The sequence below is a fragment of the Candidatus Binatia bacterium genome (assembly GCA_036382395.1).
Lineage (GTDB): Bacteria > Desulfobacterota > Binatia > HRBIN30 > HRBIN30 > JAGDMS01.
Genome location: DASVHW010000003.1, coordinates 1 through 21520, shown reverse-complemented (window position 1 = coordinate 21520; position 21520 = coordinate 1). Strand labels below are relative to the sequence as shown.

Annotated in this window: 15 protein-coding genes and 1 pseudogene; 7 read left to right on the top strand and 9 right to left on the bottom strand. The window is 63.3% G+C overall.

Annotated elements, in window-relative coordinates; all coding sequences use genetic code 11:
* Positions 1–33: 33 nt before the first annotated feature.
* Entirely contained in the window at positions 34–2127 is a 2094-nt protein-coding gene (locus VF515_00150; GenBank protein ID HEX7406040.1) for a VCBS repeat-containing protein, read from the bottom strand.
* A gap of 173 nt (positions 2128–2300) precedes the next feature.
* On the opposite strand from VF515_00150, the gene VF515_00145 reads away from it, so the two are divergent.
* The 6 genes from VF515_00145 to VF515_00120 all read left to right on the top strand — a co-directional run bounded on the left by VF515_00145 (position 2301) and on the right by VF515_00120 (position 11957).
* Positions 2301–4697 (top strand): glucan 1,4-alpha-glucosidase, encoded by a 2397-nt coding sequence (locus VF515_00145; GenBank protein HEX7406039.1) that lies wholly within the window; start codon positions 2301–2303, stop codon positions 4695–4697.
* A 297-nt stretch (positions 4698–4994) separates the two neighbouring features.
* Positions 4995–6788, top strand: coding sequence for an aldehyde ferredoxin oxidoreductase family protein (locus tag VF515_00140; protein ID HEX7406038.1), 1794 nt, complete (start codon positions 4995–4997; stop codon positions 6786–6788).
* 826 nt (positions 6789–7614) lie between these two features.
* Positions 7615–8091 carry a flavin reductase family protein gene (locus VF515_00135; GenBank protein ID HEX7406037.1) on the top strand — a complete coding sequence of 159 codons (477 nt, stop codon included), beginning with the start codon at positions 7615–7617 and terminating at the stop codon, positions 8089–8091.
* A gap of 214 nt (positions 8092–8305) precedes the next feature.
* Complete coding sequence (glmU, locus tag VF515_00130; GenBank protein HEX7406036.1) at positions 8306–9820, top strand: bifunctional UDP-N-acetylglucosamine diphosphorylase/glucosamine-1-phosphate N-acetyltransferase GlmU; 1515 nt, start codon at positions 8306–8308, stop codon at positions 9818–9820.
* Between the two features lie 15 nt (positions 9821–9835).
* Positions 9836–11197 carry an AarF/UbiB family protein gene (locus VF515_00125; GenBank protein HEX7406035.1) on the top strand — a complete coding sequence of 454 codons (1362 nt, stop codon included), beginning with the start codon at positions 9836–9838 and terminating at the stop codon, positions 11195–11197.
* Positions 11198–11408: 211 nt separating this feature from the next.
* Positions 11409–11957, top strand: a complete 549-nt coding sequence (locus VF515_00120) for a hypothetical protein (protein ID HEX7406034.1) — start codon at positions 11409–11411, stop codon at positions 11955–11957.
* Between the two features lie 64 nt (positions 11958–12021).
* Here the strand turns inward: VF515_00120 and VF515_00115 are convergent.
* Both VF515_00115 and VF515_00110 read right to left on the bottom strand, forming a co-directional pair.
* Positions 12022–12435 (bottom strand): annotated as a pseudogene (locus VF515_00115) (enoyl-CoA hydratase-related protein).
* A gap of 168 nt (positions 12436–12603) precedes the next feature.
* Complete coding sequence (locus VF515_00110; protein ID HEX7406033.1) at positions 12604–14487, bottom strand: lytic transglycosylase domain-containing protein; 1884 nt, start codon at positions 14485–14487, stop codon at positions 12604–12606.
* A gap of 143 nt (positions 14488–14630) precedes the next feature.
* Between VF515_00110 and VF515_00105 the strand changes: the two genes are divergently transcribed.
* Positions 14631–15818, top strand: coding sequence for an acetyl-CoA C-acyltransferase (locus VF515_00105; GenBank protein HEX7406032.1), 1188 nt, complete (start codon positions 14631–14633; stop codon positions 15816–15818).
* 10 nt (positions 15819–15828) lie between these two features.
* Here the strand turns inward: VF515_00105 and VF515_00100 are convergent, their stop codons facing one another.
* The 6 genes from VF515_00100 to VF515_00075 form a co-directional block, all read right to left on the bottom strand.
* Positions 15829–17352: a R3H domain-containing nucleic acid-binding protein gene (locus VF515_00100; protein HEX7406031.1), complete on the bottom strand. Its 1524-nt coding sequence runs from the start codon at positions 17350–17352 to the stop codon at positions 15829–15831.
* 6 nt (positions 17353–17358) lie between these two features.
* Positions 17359–17925, bottom strand: a complete 567-nt coding sequence (locus VF515_00095) for a hypothetical protein (protein HEX7406030.1) — start codon at positions 17923–17925, stop codon at positions 17359–17361.
* A gap of 162 nt (positions 17926–18087) precedes the next feature.
* The gene (locus VF515_00090; GenBank protein HEX7406029.1) at positions 18088–18456 is read right to left on the bottom strand and encodes a helix-turn-helix transcriptional regulator; all 369 of its coding nucleotides are present in this window, start codon (positions 18454–18456) and stop codon (positions 18088–18090) included.
* A gap of 57 nt (positions 18457–18513) precedes the next feature.
* A complete protein-coding gene (locus VF515_00085) occupies positions 18514–20052 on the bottom strand; it encodes an AAA family ATPase (GenBank protein HEX7406028.1) in 1539 nt (512 codons plus the stop codon).
* A gap of 58 nt (positions 20053–20110) precedes the next feature.
* Positions 20111–20551 (bottom strand): biopolymer transporter ExbD, encoded by a 441-nt coding sequence (locus tag VF515_00080; GenBank protein ID HEX7406027.1) that lies wholly within the window; start codon positions 20549–20551, stop codon positions 20111–20113.
* On the bottom strand, positions 20532–21185 hold the full coding sequence (locus VF515_00075) for a MotA/TolQ/ExbB proton channel family protein (protein HEX7406026.1): 654 nt from the start codon (positions 21183–21185) through the stop codon (positions 20532–20534). Before VF515_00075 ends, VF515_00080 begins: the two co-directional genes overlap by 20 nt.
* Positions 21186–21520: the final 335 nt, after the last annotated feature.

The following is a 21520-nucleotide window of genomic DNA, read 5'->3' as shown; positions in this document are numbered from 1 at the left end:
TGACCAACTGCCGAGGGGAAAGTAAAGACAAAGCTACCAGGCCTGGATCGCGCGCGGCCACGGATCCTTGGGTTGTCGCGGTATACCGGCGGGCGTCGACGATGGGGGGACCGGCCGTTCCGGGCTGCGGCTGCTGTTGTTGAGGAGCAGCAGAACCGAATGCGAGTCCCGATTGATCACGGCCAGATCGAGGCGCTTGTCCTCGTTGAAATCACCCGCCGCGATGGCGAACGGATGCTGCCCCGCGGGAAAGTAAATCGGCTCGCCGAAGGCGTTGTTGCCGGCTCCGAGCAGGATCGAGATCCGGTCATGGCTCTCGTCGGCGATGGCGAGGTCGATCTGGCCGTCACCGTTGAAGTCCTCGGAGACCAGCGGACGGACCGTCGTTCCCATCTCACCGACCGTTGCGGCGGCCAAACCTCCGGGCTCGCCACGCAGGATGGAGACTTTTTCGTCCTGCTGGTTGCCGACGATCAGATCGATGCGGTGGTCATTGTTCATGAAGCCCGTCATCAGAAAGGTGGGCTGCCGGATGACGGCAAAGTTCTGCACACGCGGAAACCGCCCGCGCCCGTCGCCGAACAGTACGGATACGCTGTCGGATATGGTGTTGGCGACGGCGAGATCCGGATGCCCGTCGTGATCGAAGTCCGCACTCACGACGGCGCTTGGGGCCATGCCGACTGGAATGAAGAGCGGGGAGGCGAAATTGCCGGTGCCGTCTCCCTGCAGCACCGCAACGTCATCGGCGGCGGAATCAGCTACCGCGATGTCGGGACGCCCGTCACCGTCGAAGTCCGCCGTGACAATGGCGCGGGGTTGCCGCCCAACCCGGATGCCGGGTCCACGGCTGAAGTTGGCGTGCCCGTCACCGAGGAACACCTCCACGGCGTCGGCGTCCTGGTCGATGATGGCCATGTCGAGGTGCCGGTCGGCGTTGAAGTCGGCGATCGCCACGGCCACGGGACGGGCGCCCGTATCCAGAATCGGTGCGCCAGTGAAGTGCCCCTTGCCGTCCCCCTTGAGCAGCGTGACGGTGTCCGTCAACCGATTGCTGGCGACCAGATCAACGACTCCGTCACCGGCAACACTCACGGCCAGCAAGTCCACGCCGCCGGTGCCTATGGCGAATGCCGGGCCTTTCTGAAACCGACCGTGACCGTCACCGAACAGCACGGTTACACTACACTGCCGGCTGTCGAGCAGCGCCACGTCGCTGTGGCCGTCTCGGTTGAAGTCGCCGACCGCAATGGCGCGCAAGTTGGCGTTTCGGATGATGTGCGGGCGGGTCTCAAATTGACCCGTTCCGTCTCCGACGAGAATCGAGAAGCCGTTTTCGTCCAAGAGCCCCAGATCCAGGTTGCCGTCTCCGGTGAAGTCGTGGGCCACAACGCGGCGTGGTCGGAGCCCCGCTCTGGAGGTCACCAGGGGTTCGAAACCCCCGGCGCCGTCGCCCGCGAATATGCCGATGTCCTCGCCATCAGTGTCGAGGAGGGCCAGATCGATCTTGCCGTCCCGGTTGAAATCACCGGCGGCCAGGACGCGGGTGGAAATGCCGGCATCAATGTGGCGCGTCGGCGCGAACCCGCCGTGCCCATCACCGAGGAGCACCGCGAGACCTTCGACCGAGCCGACGATGAGGTCAGGATGCCCATCGTTGTTCACGTCAATCGCCAGGATGGCGTACGGTCTCCGGCCAGCCTCGAAGCGCTGTGGCGACCCGAACCCGCCCGCGCCGTCGCCACGTTGCACCTGTACCAGCGGTTCGAGATTACTCACATAGGCAACGTCCAAGTGTCCGTCGCCGTCGAAATCGGCCACCGCCATGGAACCAGGAGACAGATGCGTTCGCACCGACAGGGGCGTTGAAAACATGCCAGGCGCAGATGCAAGAAGAATGGAGAAGCCGTTCTCGTTGGCCACAATGATGTCGGCGAGGGCATCGGCATTTATCCGCCCAGCCTGCAGTGCTCCGGGCGCCGGGCCGGCGGGAAAGTCGGTACGCGTGACGAACGATAGCTCGGCTATCGCCGCACGCACCAGCACCGTCATCAGCACGGCAACAGCGCACGCGATCGACGAGAACCCCTGCTTCATGCCGTCGATTGCTAGCAGATGTCTCACCATAAGTCGCCTTCAGAACAACGACATCCATGGCCTCGCTGTTGCGGCCGCTGGCAATGGGGGTAGTATCTGCAAGAAAGACCTGGCGGGCGAGGACGAGACGCTTCCAGCCGATCGGTACGAGAAAAACCAGTCACACCTGATCCCGCGATGGCAGAGGTGAACCGAGCTTCGAGATGGGCAATGACATTGCACCGGGTCATCCCGGCATCGCGCCGCGCTGGACGTCGAGCGCGAAGACCGGGGTCGGTACGGCCATCAGTGGGCTGAGCCGCGTCTGGTTCACGATTTCGCACGGCATCGTGAACGAGGTCTACTACCCCCGGATCGATCAAGCCAACACGCGTGATTTCGGGCTTCTCATCGCCGACGGCGCGCAGTTCTTGTCGGAGGAGAAGCGCGATACGAGGTGCGAGATCCTTCCGCTGGCGCAGGGTGTTCCCGGCTATCGGCTGACCAACACGTGTACGCAGGGTCGCTACCGCATCGAGAAGGTCATCGTGACCGAGCCATTGCGTGACGTGTTGCTGCAGCGCGTCCGTTTCGAAGCCCTGCAAGGTCGGCTTTCCGATTACCACGTGTACGCGCTGCTGGCCCCGCACATCGGGAACTCCGGCTATGGCAACACGGGCTGGAGCGGCGAGTACAAGGGCGTCCCAATGCTGTTCGCGCAACGCGGCGACACGACACTCGCCCTGGCGTGCTCTCTCCCGTTCACTCTGATGAGCTGCGGATACGTTGGCGTGAGCGACGGCTGGCAGGACATTCATTTGCACCGGCGGATGCTCTGGTCCTATCGGCGCGCACCCGACGGTAATATCGCTCTCACCGGCGCCATCGACATCACGCGGTGCGCAGGGACCTTCGTGCTTGCCTTGGCGTTCGGCCGCAACGCGGCCGAGGCCGGGCAGCGGGCACGTGCCACACTGCTGGAGGACTTCGACGTTGTCGTCGCCCGCTACCAGCGGAGCTGGCAAGAGTATCAGGCACAGTGCCTCGATCTCGGCCAGACCGGCGGGAGCAGATTCGATACGTACCGGGTCAGCACCGCCGTGCTGAAAACGCACGAGGCGAAGAGTTTTCGCGGTGGCATGATCGCGAGCCTGTCGGTCCCCTGGGGCTTCGCGAAAGGTGACGAGGACCTCGGCGGCTACCACCTGGCGTGGCCGCGTGACTTGGTGGAAAGCGCCGGCGGGTTCCTGGCGGCGGGAGACACAGGCAGCGCCCGCCAGACGTTGCGCTACCTGATGTCGACCCAGGAGGCTGACGGTTACTGGCCACAGAATATGTGGCTCGATGGCACTCCTTACTGGCCGGGAATCCAAATGGACGAGACGGCATTCCCCATCCTGCTCGCGGACGCGCTCCGGCGCATGAATGGGCTGGGCCGTCTCGACCCTTGGCCCATGGTCCGGCGGGCCGCGAGTTTTCTGGTCTGCAACGGCCCGGTGACGCAGCAGGACCGCTGGGAGGAAGACGGCGGCTACTCGCCCTTTACGCTGGCCGTGGAGATCGCGGCGTTACTGGCGGCGGCGGACTTCGCCGATCTCGCCGGTGAGGCCGACATGGCACGCTATCTCCGGGAGACGGCCGACACGTGGAATGCCTCGATCGAGTCGTGGATCTACGTCTCGGACACGGACCTCGCCCGGGAGCACGGTGTTGGCGGCTACTACGTGCGCATTGCGCCGATTGACGTGCCGTGCGCATCGTCGCCGGCGGGCGGCTTCGTCCCCATCAAGAACCGTCCACCCGGTGAAAGCGACGAGCCGTGCGCCTCGGTCGTCAGCCCGGACGCACTGGCACTCGTGCGCTTCGGTCTGCGCGCGGCCAGCGACCCGCGAATCGTCGATACCGTAAAGATCATCGATGCGTTGCTCAAGACGGAGACGGCGACCGGGTCCGTGTGGCACCGCTACAACGACGACGGTTACGGTGAGCACGACGACGGCAGCCCCTTCGACGGCACCGGGGTCGGCCGCGGGTGGCCGCTCCTGGTCGGCGAGCGCGCGCACTACGAGCTGGCGCGTGGCAACGAGCAGGAGGCGCGGCGGCTGTGTCAGGTCATGGCCGCACAGAGCAGTGCGGGCGGGCTGATCCCGGAGCAGATTTGGGACGCCGCCGACATTCGCGAGCGCGAGCTGTTCAACGGTCGCCCCTCGGGTTCGGCGATGCCCTTGGTGTGGGCGCACGCGGAGTACATCAAGCTGCTGCGCTCCCTACGCGAGGGCCGTGTGTTCGACATGCCACTGCAGAGCGTGCAGCGCTACCAGGTCGCGAAGGTCCCTGCCAAACTTGCTTTCTGGCGCTTCAATCACAAATGTCGCCGGATGCCCGCCGGCAAAGCCCTGCGCGTCGAAGTGTTGGCCGCTGCGACGGTGCACTGGAGCCTGGACGATTGGCGCACCGTGCACGAAACCCACACGACGGACACCCGACTCGGTATACATTTCGCCGATCTGCCGACCGCGCAGTTGCCACCGGACCGCAGGGCACGATTCACGTTCTTCTGGCTCGATGCCCAGCGATGGGAAGGAATCGACTTCGAGATAGCCGTGGCGGCCGAACGCTGATTAACGCCGGTTTACAGCTGCACCCGTCGCGTGTCTTTGCACCGGCCTATTCTTGCTTTGTCGTTGTACCGCCGTTTGCCTTCCCTCATTAAAACGGCCGGGTCATTTCAAGTTCATGACCTGGTGCCGCACTGGCACTGGTGGGCCGCCTCACCAGTGGCCGAAAGGTTTCTTGTCGATCCGGGTGCCAAGTGCTATCGGGAAACGTGATCTGTGCCGGTGGATCACGCTCGGAAGGACCACCCACAGCGGAACATGATGCATGTGGACGGGCACACGACTCTTCGGGAGGTATGCATGGGCGCGATGCTGTTGCGAGTGAATCTGAGCAATGGGAAGATCACCAAAGAGCCGATTGCCGAAGCGCTCGTTCGGCAGTTCATCGGCGGTCGTGGCTTGGCCACCAAGCTTCTCACGGACAGTATGGATGCACGGACGGATGCGTTCGACGCCGCCAACCCGCTGATCTTCGCCACCGGACCGTTGACCGGAACTTTCGCTCCCACGGGCGGCCGCTACATGGTGGTGACCAAGTCGCCGCTGACCGGCACCGTCGCCTGCTCCAACTCGGGCGGGTACTGGGGCCCGGCGCTGCGCTACGCTGGATACGATTATCTCATGGTCGAGGGTGCAGCGCGCGAACCAGTGTACCTGTGGATCCACGACGATATCGTCCAGATCCGCAGCGCCCGGCACCTCTGGGGCAGGCTCGTGTGTGATACCGAAGACCTGCTGCGGCAGGAGACCCACCCTGAGGCGCGCGTCGCCTGCATCGGGCCGGCGGGAGAGAGCCGGGCACGGGTCGCGTGCGTGATGAACGACAAGGGCCGAGCGGCGGGCCGGTCCGGGGTTGGCGCCGTCATGGGGGCGAAGAACCTCAAGGCCGTTGCCGCGTACGGTACGAAGGGCCTGCCGATGCTGCAGCCGCAGGACTTCCTGCGCGCCGCCAAGACCGCGCTCAAGGAAGTCGCCGACGCACCGCTCTCATCGAATCTGAACATTATGGGCACCGCCGGCACGGTCGGCTTCATGAACAAGATCGGCATGCTGCCGACCTGCAATTTCCAGAAGGGTACTTTCATTCATGCCGATGCGGTCAACGGCGAACGCGTGCGTAGCGACTTCATGACGCGCACGCGTGGCTGCCACAGCTGCACTATCGCCTGCGGGCGCGTGACCAAGATCGCCGGCCACGGCAAGCTCGATGGCCATGGTGAAGGTCCGGAGTACGAAACCATCTACGGCTTGGGGACCGACTGCGGCGTCGGTGACCTGGCCGCGGTCATCAAGGCCAACTACCTATGCAACGAACTCGGTATGGACACGATCGAGGCGGGAGCTACGATCGCTACGGCAATGGAGCTGGCGGAACGCGGCTACATCCCTGAGGCCGACGTCGGCTTCGCCTTGAAATTCGGCGATGCCGACGCCCTGATCAAGCTCATCGAGGCGATGGCGTACCGCAAAGGGTTCGGCGATGCATTGGCCGAGGGCGGCTATCGGGTGGCGGAGAAGTACGGTCATCCGGAGCTGTTCATTGGTTCCAAGAAACAAGCGTTCGCGGCCTACGATCCGCGCGGTTCTGTGGGCATGGGTTTGGGCTACGCCACCTCGAACCGCGGCGCCTGCCACTTGCGCGGTTACGCGGTATCGCTGGAGCACTTCGGCAACCCGGTGAAGCTCGATCCGTTCACGCCACGGGAGAAGGGGATGTGGGTGTCGATCCTGCAGAACTCCACGTCCTTCATCGACTCCAGCGGATTGTGCCTCTTTTCCACCATGGCCATGAGCCCGCAGGCGTTGGCCGACCTCGTCGGCTGCGCCCTCGACATAAAACTGGACGAGAACGATATCCAGCGCATCGGCGAGCGCATCTGGAACCTTGAGCGCCTTTTCAATAACAGGGCCGGTCTTGGCCGCAAGGACGACAGCCTGCCGCCGCGCATGCTGGAAGAGCCGCTGACCGAGGGCATGGTGCGGGGCCATGTTGTGCCCCTCGATGAAATGCTCACAGACTACTACCAGTACCGCGGCTGGGACGCCGAGGGGCGGCCGACCCCGGAGAAGCTGGCGGAGCTGGGGTTGGTGTGAACGATAGGAGAATGGAAAACGGTTTTCCATTCGCTTGCGGCGCTCGTTGACTTCATCAGAGCCTGCGACCTTGGGAAAGGGTCACGAACCTCTCCCTCTGGGGACTGTCGATTTTCGCCCAGCGGGCACCCCTCGATACGCCGCCAGCCCCTCGATACGCGGCCAAGAGAAGGCCGCAACTCGGGATGATCGGGAATGAGGGCGGCTACTCGGGGCGAGCGGTTCCATGTTGATTTCAGAGGGTTTTCCCCGTTCACCCCGAGTAGGCCCCATTTTCTGGTGGCGTCCTAATTTGAAATTGGCTTCAGAGGGCGCAGTTCGATGAAGCTACCAGGAAGGCAATCCCTATCGTCCACAGGAACGAGAAATTTGCCGGAGGCGTGTTTTGTACACGGTACAAAGATCGAGTATATAATAAGCCACCCTGAAGGGACACGGACATGAGCTGGACGGTGAGGTGCAACCGGGAGACGACGAGTGGAACGAAGTGCGGCGGTACCTGCACCTACCAGGGTCATGGGAATTGGAGGTGTAGCGAATGCGGTCACTATTTCTTTCCGCGTCAGTTCAAAATCCGTAGCGAACCGAGGTACCCATGCGGCTGCAACTATCAAGGTCAGTCTGAACGTGGAGAAGGGGGCATACTCTACCGGGTGTTCCGGTGCGCATGTCGGAAAGTGACGGTGCGCCAGGAAATCCTAATTGCAAGCCCAAGCCTCAAGTGCCAGATTTCAAATTAGGACACCACCCATTTTCTCAGGGGCCGTATCGAGGGGCCACTCGCGTTTATCGACACTCCCTCTGGGAGAGGGCCGGGGTGAGGGCTATGCCGATTGATCAGCAGGAGTTCCGCCGTGTCCTGGGCCATTTTGCCGCGGGCGTAACCGTCGTGACGACAGTCAGCGGCGACGGCAGGCCGTACGGTCTTACGGCCACCGCGTTCACTTCGGTATCGCTGGAGCCGCCCCTGGTGCTGGTGTGTGTCGACAAGCGTTCCGAGGGCCATCCACATTTCCACGCGTCAGGCGTCTTTGCGGTCAATTTTCTGGGCGTCGCCCACGAGCATCTGTCACGCCGATTTGCCGTATCCGGCGGGGATAAGTTCAAAGACCTGGCGTTTCGCTTCGGTGTGACGGGCGCCCCGGTGTTGTCCGAGGCGCTCGGATATCTGGAGTGTCGTACCGTGGAAGTTTTCGAGGGCGGTGACCACAGCATCTTCCTCGGCAAGGTGGAGGCTGCCGATGCCCACGAAGGCGAACCGCTCATCCACTTCCGCGGCACCTATCGGCAAATCGGCAAGTGACACATGTGGCTTATCGCCTATGGCAGATCGCCGACCAGGTTCATTTCAGGGACTAGGCCGTTGTCCTCAGACCACCAGCCATAGGCATGCGCTGGCGGCCAGTGACATTGACCTCTGCCCGAACTGGGCGGTAGGGTGTTTCCATGGCGCTGATCATCAGGAAGTATCGATGCGGTGCGGGATCGGCCAGTCGTCCTGCTGAGGTCGGTCCGTGATGGCGCGCCCGGTCGGAGCGATTGTCCCGGCGGCAGGTCTGGGCACCCGCATGAAGTCGAACCAGGCGAAGGTGCTGCACTGCTTGGCTGGCCGGCCCCTGATTTCCTACCCCCTGACCGCGCTGCGCCGTGCCGGCGTCGATCCGATTGTCGTGGTGGTGGGCTACCAGGCGGATGCCGTGCGCGCGGCTTGCGCGCCGTACGACGTGCGGTTCGCCGTGCAGACAGAGCAGAAGGGCACGGGAGATGCCGTGCGGGTGGCACGGGCGGCGCTGGGTGATTTCAACGGTGACCTGGTGCTCGTTTACGGCGATCTGCCCTTCCTCCGCCCCGAGACCTTCCGTCGCCTGATGGCGGCACACCAAGAGGGGCGAGCGGCGGTCTCACTGTTGACGGAAACGGTGGATCAGCCGTCAAGCTTCGGGCGGATCATTCGGGACGCGGCCGGCCGCGTCGTGCGCATCGTGGAGGAGCGCGATGCCACGGAGGCGGAGCGAGCGATTCACGAGATCAACGTGGGTGTGTACTGTGCCGATGCCGGTTTTCTCTTTCGGGCACTGGAACGACTCGAACCGACGAACGCCCAAGCGGAACTGTACCTTACGGACATCGTGGGATTGGCGCATGCTCAGGGGCAGCGGATCGCCGATGCGCCGGCAACAGCGGGCGAGGGGGCGCAGGTGAGTTCCCGCGCGGACCTTGCTGCACGGGAGAAGACCTTGAAGGACGACATCAACGCGAAGTGGATGGCGGCGGGTGTGACACTGGAAGATCCGGCGACGGCGTACATCGGTCCCGACGTCGTGATTGGCCGCGACACCGTCATCGGTCCAAACGTCATCTTACGCGGCTCGACGCGCATCGGTGAGGCCTGTCGCCTGGATGGCAGCGCCCTCATCACCCATTCCAACATCGCCGATCGCGTGCACGTCAAATTTGGCGTGGTGATGACCGAGGCGACGGTGGAAGAGGACGCTCAGGTTGGCCCCTTCGCCCAGCTGCGGCAGGGTACCCGCCTGGGCGCGCGGGTCCACGTCGGCGATTTCGTGGAGACCAAGAACGTGACTGTCGGTGCCGGCACCAAGGCCATGCATCTGGCCTACCTTGGTGATGCCGAGATCGGAGAGGACACGAACATCGGCGCCGGTACCATCACCTGCAACTACGACGGATTCCGCAAGCAGCGCACCATCATCGGCAAACGCGTTCAGGTGGGCAGTGACTCGCAGCTGGTCGCACCGGTCACCGTCGGTGACGATGCCTACATCGCCTCCGGGACTACGGTCATGCGCGATGTCGCGCCGGGGGCGCTGGTGTTGAACTCGAAGAAGCAGCTACAGCGGGAAGGATGGGTGGCCGTGCGCCGCGCTCGCGAAGCGGCGGCGATGCAGGAACAGGTGCAAGGTCCGAAGGCCAGGACACCAGCGCCAAGCGCGGGACGAACACAGCCGCGCCCCGCAGCCCGTCGGAGCCAAGACAAGAAGACTGCGGCGCGTAAGACGCGGGGCGGTTGATTCTCGGGAGATTGAGTGACCGGGGCGTCGAAATCAGGCGGTGACATCACTCGCGGCCGTGCCAAGCGGGTGCTGAAGGTCGGCGAGCTCGCCACCTCGGTGGGATCGAGCTACGTGTGGCAGGCGCTGCGCTGGCCCTTCCGCTCCGCCGATAGCCGCGAAAAGGCATTGCTCGACACCCACATCAAGAATGCGATCAGGATCGTGGAACGGTCGAAGGAACTGCGCGGCGCCTTCATGAAGCTGGTGCAGATTTTGTCGATGCGCGACGACATCCTGCCGACCGAGGCGCTGCAGGTGCTGTCGGTGGTGCAGTCCTCGGTCCCGCCGATGGACTACGGCCTCATCCGGAAACAGATCATCCGCGAGCTGGGGCAGCCGCCGGAGAAGATCTTTGCGGCTTTCGATGCGGACGCTTTTGCCGCGGCCTCGCTGGGGCAGGTGCACAAAGCCCGGCTGCCCAGCGGTGAGGAAGTGGTGGTCAAGGTGCAGTACCCAGGCGTGGAAGAGACCGTGAACCAGGATCTGCAGAACATCAAGGCGCTGCTGCAGACCTTCACCATGATCGGCCGCGACGTCATGCGCCAGAAGGTCGACCAGTCCGACGTCTACCGCGAGCTGGAGGAGCGGCTGCACGAAGAGATCGACTACGTGAACGAGGCGAAGAACATCGCGCTCTTCCAGCGAATGTTTTCGGACGACGACGAAGTGGTGATTCCGGATGTGTATCCCGACTTCTCCTCGCGGCGCGTGCTCACCATGAGCCTGCTGGAAGGATATCCCTTCAAGGACATCCTTGGTCCTGGCGTCGACCAGTCCCTCAAAGATTGGGTGGCCGTCAAGTACTTTCGCGTCCTCTGGCGGCAGATCTTCGAGTTCGGTGTGCTGCACACGGACCCGCATCCGGGCAACTACCTGGTTACCTATCACCCGAAGCTGGCGATCCTCGACTTCGGATCGATCCGGATTTTCCCCGAAGTGATCCGCAAAGCCTATCACCGACTGGCCAAGGCTATCCTGGCGGACGACAAGGCGACAATGGCCGAGTCCTTCGTGCGTTTGGGGTACCTCGATCGCGGCGACGATCCGGAGCCCTTTGTCCGCATCATGTACCTGATCTTCGCGCCGGTGTTGGAGGATAAGGTGTTCAACCCACGCGACTTCAATTCGGTGGAGACGGCGATGGCGGTGGCCAGCATCGGGTTTGAAAACCGCCTGTTCAAAGCGCCCGGGCACCGCGTCTTCCTGGCGCGGGCGCTGGTGGGTTTGGATGCCTACGTGAAACAGTTCGGCACCGTCACCAACTGGCACCGCGAGTTCAAGCGCGCCGTGGAGCGCGTGCCCGACGGCAAGGCAGGCCTGAACACTAAAACGTGAATCGTGTTCGTGAGTCGTGCTCGGAACCGACGCCTGGACACGATTGACTCGGGCGGATCCTGGTTGAGGAAGCGCTTCAGGTGGCCGGACCTGCCGTTGGTATCACGCAGCCATTGAGGGCGTTGAGATTCTCAGCGCCGTGAAAGACTGTCAACTATCGTTGTCGGTTTGTGCGTGATAGTCTCCTTTCCTTAAGAGGGTTGTACACAGGATGGTCAAGACTGGCTTTTCGACGGTGCTGATTCTTGGGGCGCTGTTTCTGTCAGCTTGCGGCGGCGGCAGCAGCGATGGCGCTACGGGGGCGCAACGCTTGGGGGTGTTTGGACAGGCGGCGGACCCAACTTCCACTGACGTCTGCGTGGTCATGACCGCCAGCCATGGCGCGGTGGGCGGTCTCCAGATGGATCTCAGCTGGAACCCCGCCTGCATGACGGCGGAACAGGCAGCGGGCAATGCCGCCCGGTGCGCCTCAAACCCCTCAACGCGTAAGAACGTACAGACGAAGATCTTCCCCAACAACTCGACCATGCGGGTACTTTTCCTGTCCGTATCCGACACGAACCCGATTCCTGACGGTGAGCTCTTCTGTTGCGGGTTCACGGTAGCTCGCTCTCAAGACGGCTCTTGTTGCTCCGTCAACATCAGCAACCTGATTCTGGCTAGTCCGACCGGTGGCCGCGTTTATGATCCGGACCTATCGGTGCAAGTCCTCGTGGGCGGAGCGCCTTGTGTTGCTTCGGTGCCGGGTGCACCGACCTAGAACGCGACCTCCGCGGCTCGTCAGCCTGGGACCCCATATCGATAGCTTCTCTAGTGCCGGGCTCTTATCGCCCTTCGAACTGAGGCTTGCGTTTACTGAGAAACGCCATTACGCCCTCACGGAAGTCTTCCGTATCGCCGAGGATCCGCTGGGAGTCGCGCTCGAGATCGAGTTGCCCGGATAGCGTGTTCAGCTCCGCAGCGTCGAGGGCGCGTTTGATGTAGCCGAAACACTGCTGTGGCCCCGCCGCAAGGCGCCGCGCGATCCGCAGCGCCTTCTCCATCAGCATATCGTCAACGACGCATTTCCAGATCAGGCCCCATTGCTCGGCTTGCTGGGCCGTGAGCCGTTCTCCGAGAAAGGCGAGACCACGAGCCCGCGCACGGCTGAGCAGGCGAACGGGGAAGTACGTGCAACCCATGTCGGGAACCAGCCCCAGCTGCGGGCCAAATAACTGGATGAACTCCGCCGAGCGCGCCGCGACGACGAAAAGCGGGACTGACGCGGATTTGGTCTGTTCCTCGTGGAGCCCTCACCCCCACCCCTGCAAGGAGGAAGCAAGCGGCACGATCCGAAGCCAGGTGTGCCAGCGAGTCGGCGGTTTGGGTTCGTCTCTCAGGACTCGGCTCAGCACTCAGGCCCGTCCTCATCCACCTACGAGGCAGCTGACCAGCCCGGACTGTGTCCCGGCGGTCACCGCTTTGAACTTTCCCCAGAACAGCTCGTCGATGCGCTTGAGGGTCTTGGGGGCATTCTTATTGAGGAAGCGCTTCACGTGGCCGGGGCCGCCGTTGTAGACCGCGTAGCTTGCCCGCGCCAGGAAATCAGTGACACCGGGCTGGTCGTGCGTGATGGCGTAATCCCTCAGGTAGTGGAGCAGGATCTCACCGCCGGCCCGGGCGTTGTACCGGATGTCCCAGCGCAGGCCGCGCACGTCGTAAAAGCCGCGCCACACGCGCTCGTTGATTTGCATGATCCCGATCGATCCGACGGCGGATTTCAGGTAGCTGACTTTTCCATGTTCACGCACGAACTGCCGCCAACAGGTTTCCTGCCATGCCGCCGCCAATACGAGACGGCGATAGAGATCATGGTGTTGCGCTTGAAGATCGCTCCCAGCGAGAGATTTCTGCGTCATTTCGGTGAGCACTTCGCGCACGGCCTGGAGATAGGCGTCGATCGAATCGGCATCGGGCACGACCCACTGCTCCAGCGTCTTCGCCGCCGGTTGCTGCTCCACGGCGGCCTGCGCAAGGGGTAAAGCAAACAGGCGGTGCCACCACGTCTGGACGTTGTCTTCGGTGGGCTCGACAGACAAGTCTGGTGGAGGCAACGGCGAGCCGAATCCGAATAGTTGGCGCAGCTCGGGATCCACCGCCGCGCTGTATGCCAGCGGATCCTCTGCGCTCAACGGCGCAGCGATACGGGCCAGCCGGCGTAAGCCATCGGCCGAGATGTCAAGCCCGACCTCCGGTCCGATCTTGTCCAGCGCTGTCAGCGCATCGCCGGCGGCAACAAAGCTCAGGTAGCGCATGGCGGTGGTGCCGGGCAGGGTCGCGGCCGTGCGCCTGACCACCGGTACAAGCCGCTCCCACGTCTTGAGAAAGAGCTGCCTGGTGGGGTCGGGCGCGCCCGGAGCCGAGGGTGCCAGCGCCTCCAGGATGTCATAGCGGCCATCGATCAACACGTCGAAGAATGCCTGGCGGAGATCTTGGGCCAGAGTGTCATTGCCGAATTGCTTGACGGCGAAAGTGAGAAACGCGTCCCATCGCTCCTCCGCTTGTTCCCAGCGCTGCAGTTCCTCCGGCGACAAGGTCGGTTCTGGCGTGGGGCCGGCAGCGGGAGGCACCTCGCTGACTGTGAAGGCGAGCCCGACTTTGACCCCGGTGTCGATAACGCTGGCATCGGCCAGACGCAGCGAATCGAGCATCTGGTCGATGCGCGCCTGGTCCCCCCGCGCTACCAGCAGCGGTAAGAGATCGCGCAGATCCTGTACCACCGGCTTCAGATCGATGCGCACGGCCTCGAATTGTGGATGCGCGTAGCGCTTGACGAGGTCCCAGATCTTTCCGGTCATAAACCGCTTTTTCCAGTCCTGGTCGTAGAGGTTGGACTCGACCACCCGGAACTGCATGACCTGTTGGCCGGTAGAGATCTGCGGCTCTTCCAGAACCTCGAGAAAACCCTCCCACTGTACCGGGGCGAAACACTCATCGCCGATGGGTGTGCCGATACGGGCCTCACCTCGGGTCACCACCCGGATGCGGTTGCCGGCTCCATTCACCGCCGGATCGCGGAGCGTCAAGTACCCACATCCGGCTCCATCGTTCCACAAGACCGCTTTGCCATTCGGCCCGGTGTAGACTTGGGCGACCAGGATCTGGCGGATGAAGTCGTGGTCGAATTGGAGTGGGACATCGACTTGCCTGGCAGCGGCGGGACCACCGGCTACGATCACAGCGGCCAGGAGAACCAGAAGGCGTCGGTACGACACGCCCGGTTTTGACGTTCCCGCTCTGCGGAGATTCATGCCGCTAGGCTACAGAAAATCGCGGCTGAAATGTAGAGCGGGCTGCGGGCGCCGTCTGAGCCTGCAAGCAACCGCCCTCAGACCTTGCAACACGCTCGCGGTCCTGGAAAGGTAGCGGCAGCGAACGCGAGGAGGAGAAGATAATGCGTGAAGCCGTCATCGTTGCAACCGCTCGTACCGGATTGGCCAAGTCGTTTCGGGGCTCGTTCAACCTCACACGCCCCGACGATATGGCGGTGCACTGCGTCAAAGCAGTGCTGGAGAAGACCCCGCAGCTCAATCCGGCTGAAATCGAGGACGTCGTCATGGGGACGGGCTTTCCGGAAGGGCCGCAGGGCTTCAATGCCGGGCGCAACATCGCCGTCATGGCTGGGTTGCCGGTAACCGTGCCGGGTGGCACCGTCAGCCGCTTCTGTTCCTCGGGGCTCTTTGCCGTTGCTGTCGGGGCGCACGTGGTCCAGAACGAGGGCGCCGAAGCCATTGTCGCCGGCGGACTCGAATCGATCACCATGCTCCAGGGGAAGTTCAATAAAGAGAACCTGTTCAACCCCTGGCTCCTGGATCACAAGAAGGACGTTTACATGCCGATGGGCTTGACCGCCGAAATCGTGGCCGAGCGCTACAAGGTCAGCCGCGAGAAACAGGACGAGATCGCCTTCCTCTCGCAGCAGCGGACCGCGGCGGCGCAGCGCTCCGGCAAGCTCAAGGATGAGATCGTGCCGATGAAGGTCACCATGGAGTTGACCGACAAAGCAACAGGCGCCAAGTCTACCAAAGAAGTGGTGGTCGACCGCGACGAGTGTAACCGGCCCGACACGACGATGGAGGGCTTGGCCAAGCTCCCCGGCGCGTTCAAACCGGACGGCTCCGTGACCGCCGGCAACTCCTCACAGTTTTCCGACGGCGCATCAGCGAATCTGATCATGTCGTACGACCGCGCCAAGGCGCTCGGTATCAGGCCGCTCGGCTTCTTCCGCGGCTGCGTGTTTGCCGGGTGCGAGCCCGATGAAATGGGCGTCGGGCCGGTGTTCGCGGTGCCAAAGCTGCTCAAGCTCGCGGGCCTCAAGATCGACGACATCGACATCGTCGAGCTGAACGAAGCGTTCGCTTCCCAGGCGGTCTACTGCCGCGACCGGCTCGGCATCGACCCGGCGAAACTGAATCCGAACGGCGGCGCCATCTCGATCGGTCATCCGTACGGCATGACGGGATCGCGGATGACGGGGGCGCTGCTCCTCGAGCTGCGCCGCCAGAAGAAGCGCTGGGGCATCGTCACCATGTGCATCGGCGGCGGCATGGGCGCGGCCGGTCTGTTCGAAGCGGCGAACTGAGGTCTTCCATTCACGGCCGGATCACCACACGGCGAAACGGACCGCGCCCGGTGCTTTCGCTTCCCAATCCGTGAGCTTCGGCCAGTTGGTGCTGCAAGCGGCGGAAGTGGGCGTTTTGCGGGCTGAGGGCGATGGGTTGCCGGTGAGCGATCACGGCGGCGACGGCGTCTTCGGCCTCTTTCAGTGCCTGCGCCTGCTCGCTGTCGATACTCGAGAGTTCAAACAACTCGCGCAGGAACTCGGCGATCTTCGCTTGCGTGTTGCCGCCTATGGCATGCAGGCGCGCATCATCCACCATCAGCAGCTCACGCAGTTTCTTGGGCCGCTTCTTGGCCAAAGAGCGCAGTGTGACGACCACGTCGGCATTGCGAGGCTGGCTGCATACGACAGCGTCCACGCCGAGGTCCCGAATGGCGCGATCCAGGCGTTCGCGGCTGACGGCGTAAGGAAAGATCCGGAGGGCGTGTCGCTGCGGCGCCGTTGGTTCGGACCGAGGCAGCGTGGGAATTCCCGCAAGTGCTGACTCGACCTCGACGCTGCCGTCCGGGTGTCGGACGCGGATTTCCGGCTGGGCCGAATGGTTGCGCAGCACGGCATCGACCACCTGCGTGACGTCGGCGTGCACGGCGAAGCGGTCTTTGTCGCGGATCTCGATCAAGACGTCGAACGTCGGCGGTGCCTTGCGCTCCAGCACCGTCTTTTGCGTGCGGCGGCGGCGCGCCTCCTCGTCGCTGAGCGTGACGGCCTGGATGCCGCCGATCAGGTCGGCGAGTATCGGGTTGGCGATCAGGTTCTCGAGGCTGATGCCGTGGGCCGTCGCGATCAATTGCACACCTCGTTCCGCGATCGTGCGTGCCGCCTGCGCCTCTGCCTGGGTACCGATCTCGTCGATGACGACGACCTCCGGCATGTGGTTTTCTACGGCCTCGATCATGACGGCATGCTGCCGCTCCGGTGAAGGTACCTGCATTCGGCGCGCCCGCCCGATGCCGGGATGTGGGATGTCGCCATCGCCGGCAATTTCATTGGAGGTGTCGACGATCACCACGCGCCGGTTCAGATCATCGGCGAGGACCCGGGCCGCCTCGCGCAGCAATGTCGTCTTGCCGACGCCGGGGCGTCCTAGCAGCAGGATACTGCGTCCGGATTCAACCACGTCGCTGACGATGTCGACCGTTCCGTAGACGGCGCGGCCGACGCGGCAGGTCAATCCCACGATTTCACCCAGGCGGTTGCGCAGCGCCGAAATCCGGTGCAGCGTCCGCTCGATGCCGGCACGGTTGTCTCGGGTGAAGGTGCCGATGCGGGCCGTCATGTAGTCGAGATCCTCCCGCGTAATCGGCTGCGGGCTCAGGGCAACGGTTCGGCCGGGGAAACGCGCTTCGGGTTGCCGCCCCAGGTCGAGGACCACCTCGAGCAGGGCGGAGAGGTCTTCCATTTTCTCGATTTCCTGACGGACGCGCGGCGGCAACACCATCAGCAGCAAATCGAGATTGTCGGTGATTTCCGTGCGAGTGTGGTCCGTCGCTTGCATTTGTCTTTATTGTAGCGGAGCAGGCGCCGCGATGCCGCTCAGCACCCGGACTTCCGGTTGAGCCGCACCTCGCGCCGCCGCTGACGCAGCGCCGATCTGATGGAAAAGGCTCGACTCGCGACGGTAGAAGCCGTCGGTGTGAAAGGATTCCGTCAGGCGCAGAAGGGTGTAGTCGAGATGGTGGCCAATCTCGTGCAGCAGCGTGCGTAAGTACGTCTTGAAGGCCACGATCTGTCCGCGCTTTGCCGTGATCATCCACACCTTGATCGTTGCCGCCTCGCGGCTGCTGGACGGCGTGTACAAACCGTGCAACTCGCCCCGGGTGTCCGCAGGCCGCGTGCCGCTGACGGCGATGCGGACGCGCGCCACACGCAGGACCATGCAGATCTCATCGGCAATGAACTGGGAGGCCTGTTCGACACGGGCGCGGTCTGCAGACAGCAGGATGCCTGGAAACGCGGTCACCGCTGCCCGTAGGCGTGGGGTTGGGCGCAGAGGAACTGCGGTGGTGGCGTTGCTGCGGTCGTAGATACGTTGTTGCGGTCGCGTGAGCCGATTACGAAAGTTGGGCACGTCCTCCGCCTCTCCTCAACCTGCCCCCCTCGCATGTAGAGTCCTGCGGAAGGCGAATGTCAATACCGCGCACGGGTGTGTGCGTGGCGCGTGAGGGCGTAGGAGCGTGACGGCGAAGGAACGTCGTTCCCTGTTTACGCCCTCACGCTTCCACGGTTGTCCCTATTCCCGCCGAGAGCGGTTGGCGGCGCAAAAGGCCTCGTAGACTTCCACCAATAGGTCTCGCTGGCGTTGGGTGAGATTCGGGTCACGATGGATTTCCCGCAGCGTGCCGATTTCCTCTGCCTCTTGTGGATCGATCACCCCGGCTTGGAGGTACAGCGTTTCGGCCGACAGCCGCAGGGCCCCAGCGATCGACTGGACGATCGTCTTGCTCGGATCGCGCAGGCCTTGCTCGATCTCTCGCAGTACAGCGGCCGAAATGCCGCTCTGTTCGGCCACCTTGCGCAGCGAGATATTGGCGAGTTGGCGTTGCCGGCGGAGGTAGTCACCGATGCTCAACGATGGCAGCGCGTTCTTGGCCTTTACCATGACTGGAATGTAATCCGCCCGGCCGGATGGGCGCAAGGGCGTAGCCGCAATGAAGGGCTAGTGTGCGAACTCACGGGGGGAGGCGCGGACGGCCCGATCGAAGGCCCAGGCCCGAATGTGGTCGACCTGTTCCTTCATCGTCTTGGACAGCGGGACGACGCTGCCGGTGGCATTCAGCAGGTCATCATCGGCCAGCTCACGGTCCTCGAGGCGTGCGGCCGTGAAGGCGGAGACGACGCACTGCTCGATCTCGGCACCGGTCCACCCGCGCGTGAAACGCTTGAGGCGCTCGAGGTTGAAGTTGTCCGGATTCACTCCACGGCGCTGCAGGTGGATCTTGAAGATGTCGACGCGCTCGTTGTCGAGCGGCAGGTCGATGAAGAAGACCTCGTCGAAGCGGCCCTTGCGGATCATTTCCGCCGGCAGCAAATCGATGCGGTTGGCGGTGGCGGCCACGAACAGGCCGCGAGCCTTCTCCTGCATCCAGGTCAGAAAAAACGCGAATATGCGGCCCTGCTCGCCGGCGGTCTCTTGCGAGGTGATGCCCATCTCGATTTCATCGAACCACACCACCGCTGGGGCAATATCTTCGAGCATGCGACAGGCTTGGACAAACGCACCCTCGGCCGAACCGTGGCGGCCGGAGAAAATCTCGGTCATGTCGATGCGGTACAGCGGCAGCCCGAAATAGGACGCGATGGCCTTCACGGACAAACTCTTGCCGCAGCCGGAGATGCCCATGACCAGCAGTCCCTTGGGCACGATGTCGAGGTTGATGCTCTCGCGCATCTCGAACAACCTGCGCCGCTCGAGTAGCCACTTCTTCAAGTGCTCGAGTCCGCCCACGTGATCGAGATGGGTGCTGTCAGCGACATATTCGACCAGTCCGGTGCGGTTGACCAGCATTTTTTTCTCTTCCAGCAGGATCGGCACCGCGCTGCGTTCGAGCTTCTTCTCCACCGCGAGCGCCCGGCGCACGGCGTGCCGTGCCTCATCCAGCGTGAGCCCCTGGAGCGCGCGCGCCAGCTGGTGCACCGTGCCTTCACTGGAGTCGACGGTGCCACCCGCTTGCGCGATGCGCTCCATCTCGCGTCGCAGAAAGGCGACCAGTTCGACCGTGTCGGGGACACTCAGCTCGAGGTAGACCAAGTCGCGTGTGATCTCCTCCGGGATGTAGCGGACTGCGGAGGAGATGATCACATACTTCCCGGTATCGAAGCACTGCTCGCACAGATCGCGCAGGCGCCGGCGGATTTCCGACGACTCGCGCATGGGTTCGTGGAAATCCTTGAAGTGGAAGATTCCCGGTCTGTCATGGGCCACGACGAAATCGAGGGCCGAGCGCGGTCCGAGCGGTTCGGCGGTGGCGGCCGTCCCATCCTCATGTCGCAAGCCTTCGGTCAGGCTCCAACTCCACACCGGCACGGGAGGCGCGAAGAATAGCTGCGCCGCTTCTCTCAATAATTGGCCGATGCGCTGCTCTTCGGGCGTGCGAATGTAGGTGAGCGGCCGTCCCGCCTGGAACACCTCCCGCAGCATCGCCAGCGAGCGGCTCTCTTTGACCTCAACGACGCGTGGCTGTTCTGGCGCTTCCATGGTGTCATCGAATCCGAATTCTGAGTCTCAGGACCCAGCACTCAGGACTTTTTTCTCCTCACCGCGGCTTCGCACCCTCTACCGGTGCTGTGGCGATGGCGATGCGTTCGGCACCGGCTTCCTTGGCGGTGGTCATGATCTGCACCGCCTGTTCCAGTACGACGTTGCGGTCGCCCTGCAGGATGACGCTGCGATCGGATCCTTTCTGGAACGCCGCTTCGAGGGCGGCACGCAGGTTTTCAAGGGGCACCGGCTTGCCGTTGATCTCGATGCGATGATCCACCGTTGCGGTAATGATGATGCCGGAGGCCTCGGCGGCCCCGGCCGCGGCACGCGGCAGGTTCACTTTGGTGCCCTGCTGCGTCAGTGCCGTGCTCGTCACCATGAAGATGATGAGCAGCACCAGAAAGATGTCGGTGAGGGGAGTGACGTTGATTTCGGCGACGATGTCCCCGTCGTCCTGTGGATCGCCGTCGCTGCTACCGAGACTGAGCGACACGAGCGATACTTCCTTCGCGCGGCTGCGTTTGCGTGAGTTGCATGAGCAGCTCATCGGTCCATTCGCGCCAGAGCGCCGAGAGGTTGGCGATACGTACCATGAAGGCGTTGTAGGCGAAGATCGACAACACGCCCACCAATAAGCCGCCGGCGGTGGCGATCAGCGCCTCGGAGATGCCGGCGGCGACGACGGCAAAGCCGCCGGACCCAGTGGCTGCCATGTTCTCAAAGGCGCGGATGATGCCGATGACCGTGCCAAACAGCCCGATGAACGGCGCCAAGCTCCCCACGGTGCCGAGCAGCCATATGTAGCGCTTCAGCCGCCGTGCGCTTTCCCCGAGCCGCCGCTGTGCAATCCGGACACGCTGGTCGTCGTCGGCGTGACTGAGGATGGCTTTGTAGACCGCACCCAGGGGGGACAGGTCTCGCCGGCTGATGGCCAGCGCGTCCGTCAGGCCGCCTTCTTGCGCGGCTTCGCTCACGAGCTGATGCAACCGCTCCGCCGCCCGGGCCGCACGGATGATCGTCCAGGAGCGCTCAATGATGACGGCAATGCTCAGGACGGAACACAGTAGCAGCGGGTACATGACCACGCCGCCGTTCTCGATCAGTGTGAGAAAATCGCGCCCGTTCATTGGTCGTGAGGCGTGAGGCGTGAGGCGTGACGCGTGATCGATGACGTGGTGCTGGTGATCGTCACAAACGGCTGTGGAGATCGCCGCGGCAACGCTGGGCCTGCGCTATTCACGTGTCCTATGGCAAGCACCAACTAACCATAGCGTAGCCCTCAGGGCAGCGCAATTCTGCGACTCTGGCTCCTCGTCACGGGGTGTGCGTCATGGTAGTGGGGAAAGTAGGCGTTGTTGCCTTTTTCGCGGCAATCTGGCTATAGACATATAGCCAGAGGAGGGCTGCGGGGCCAATGGATATCGAGGAGCTGGAGGTGGAGCGGCGGCGGTTATGCGGAGAG

Bases quoted from the DNA above. Each gene is read 5' to 3' on its own strand.
- VF515_00100 (HEX7406031.1), bottom strand. From the start codon at position 17,352: ATGCAAGCGACGGACCACACTCGCACGGAAATCACCGACAATCTCGAT.
- VF515_00135 (HEX7406037.1), top strand. From the start codon at position 7,615: ATGCCGATTGATCAGCAGGAGTTCCGCCGTGTCCTGGGCCATTTTGCC.
- VF515_00075 (HEX7406026.1), bottom strand. From the start codon at position 21,185: ATGAACGGGCGCGATTTTCTCACACTGATCGAGAACGGCGGCGTGGTC.
- VF515_00110 (HEX7406033.1), bottom strand. From the start codon at position 14,487: ATGAATCTCCGCAGAGCGGGAACGTCAAAACCGGGCGTGTCGTACCGA.
- VF515_00105 (HEX7406032.1), top strand. From the start codon at position 14,631: ATGCGTGAAGCCGTCATCGTTGCAACCGCTCGTACCGGATTGGCCAAG.
- VF515_00120 (HEX7406034.1), top strand. From the start codon at position 11,409: ATGGTCAAGACTGGCTTTTCGACGGTGCTGATTCTTGGGGCGCTGTTT.
- VF515_00090 (HEX7406029.1), bottom strand. From the start codon at position 18,456: ATGGTAAAGGCCAAGAACGCGCTGCCATCGTTGAGCATCGGTGACTAC.
- VF515_00150 (HEX7406040.1), bottom strand. From the start codon at position 2,127: ATGGTGAGACATCTGCTAGCAATCGACGGCATGAAGCAGGGGTTCTCG.
- VF515_00140 (HEX7406038.1), top strand. From the start codon at position 4,995: ATGGGCGCGATGCTGTTGCGAGTGAATCTGAGCAATGGGAAGATCACC.
- VF515_00085 (HEX7406028.1), bottom strand. From the start codon at position 20,052: ATGGAAGCGCCAGAACAGCCACGCGTCGTTGAGGTCAAAGAGAGCCGC.
- glmU (HEX7406036.1), top strand. From the start codon at position 8,306: ATGGCGCGCCCGGTCGGAGCGATTGTCCCGGCGGCAGGTCTGGGCACC.
- VF515_00145 (HEX7406039.1), top strand. From the start codon at position 2,301: ATGGGCAATGACATTGCACCGGGTCATCCCGGCATCGCGCCGCGCTGG.